At 73.7% G+C, this 1,554-nt stretch carries 1 protein-coding gene; it reads right to left on the reverse strand.

Going from position 1 to position 1,554, the window contains the following annotated elements; genetic code table 11:
* Window positions 1–1,554: 23S rRNA pseudouridine(2605) synthase RluB (gene rluB / locus F7Q96_RS26395; protein ID WP_249041733.1), on the reverse strand; the 1,554-nt coding region annotated here is incomplete at both ends.

A 1,554-nucleotide genomic window follows, 5' to 3' on the forward strand; every position in this document is an offset into this window, starting at 1 on the left:
GGTTCGCCGCCGCGCCGCTGCGCCCGTCCCTGGCCCTGGCCGCCCTGTCCCTGCGCGCCGCGCGCACCGCCACGCGGACCGCCGCGGCCGCCGCCGGCCGGGCCGCGCATGCCGGGTTGCTGCGGCATGCTGACGCCGGCCGCGAACCTGCCGGTGTGCGAGGTCAGCAGCGTCGGCGCGGTGATATAGCCCATCGACGTCTGCATCGGATCGGGCTGGCCGCGATTGGCGCCGCCGCGGCCGCCTTCCTTGTTGAAGCGCGGCAGGCCGTCCATGCCGGTCGCCATCGGCCGGCCCTCGATCGCGGCCTGCTCGCGCTGCTTGCGGCCGCCGACCTTGGTCGCCCCCTTCGGCGCGCCGGCCTGCTTGGCCGGCGCCTTCAGGCCGATCGCGGCCATCATCGCGCGCACCTCCTCGGGCTCGAGCTCCTGCCAGCGACCGCGCTTCAGGCCGCGCGGCAGCAGGAACTGGCCATAGCGGGTGCGGATCAGCCGCGACACGGTCAGGCCGACCGCCTCGAACATGCGGCGCACCTCGCGGTTGCGGCCTTCGGTCAGCGCCACGTGGTACCAGTGGTTGACGCCCTCCCCGCCACCGTCGACGATGCGCAGAAAGTTGGCCTGGCCATCGTCGAGCTGGATGCCGTGCAGCAAACGCTGGCGATCCGCTTCGGCCAGTTCGCCCAGCGTGCGCACCGCGTATTCGCGCTCGACGCCGTAACGCGGATGCATGAAGCGGTTGGCGATGTCGCCGGACGTCGTGAAGATCAGCAGCCCTTCGGTATTGAAGTCCAGCCGGCCCACGGCGACCCATTTGGCGGTCTTCAGGCGCGGCAGGCTGTCGAACACGGTCGGACGGCCTTCCGGATCCGACTGGCTGACGATCTCGCCGGCCGGCTTGTGATACAGCAGCACGCGCGGGGGCTTGGTGGTCACACGGCGATGGATCAGCTTGCCGTTGACGCGGACCTGGTCGGTCGGCAGGATGCGCTGCCCGATATGCGCGGGCAGGCCGTTGACCGACACCCGGCCCTGCAGGATCAGCTCTTCCATTTCGCGGCGCGACCCAAGGCCGCCTTCGGCCAGCACCTTGTGCAGCTTCGGCGCGTCGTCCTCGGCGGACAGCTCGCGCACCGGCTTGGCCTTGCGCGCCGGGCCCGCGGCGCCGCCGTCGGCGTCGTACTGGCCCGAGATTACGAAGCGGAACAGGTCCTCGGCCGCGGCGCTCTTGTCGCCCTTCGCGGCCGGCCTGGCACCGCCCTTTTCCGCCGCCGGCGCGGCCGGCTTGCCGGCGCCCTTGGCCGGCCGGGCCGCGCTCTTGCCGCCCTTGCGCTTGCCGGCCGGACGGGGCTGGCCGTTATTGCCGCCCTCGCCTTCCGGGCGCGCGCCTTCTGCCCTCGCGCCGGCTTGCTGACCGGCATTCTGGCCGCCGCCCTGGGCGGCGTTGCCGCGGCCGCGGCGCTTGCCGGCGTTCTCGCGCGGCGCCTCGCCTTCAGTGGGCTTGGCGCGGCGGCTGCGTCCGCCCCGCGATCCGGGCGCGGGCGCAGCCGTGGCG

Origin of the sequence: Cupriavidus gilardii, from assembly GCF_008801915.1 — a bacterium.
Classification (GTDB): domain Bacteria; phylum Pseudomonadota; class Gammaproteobacteria; order Burkholderiales; family Burkholderiaceae; genus Cupriavidus; species Cupriavidus gilardii.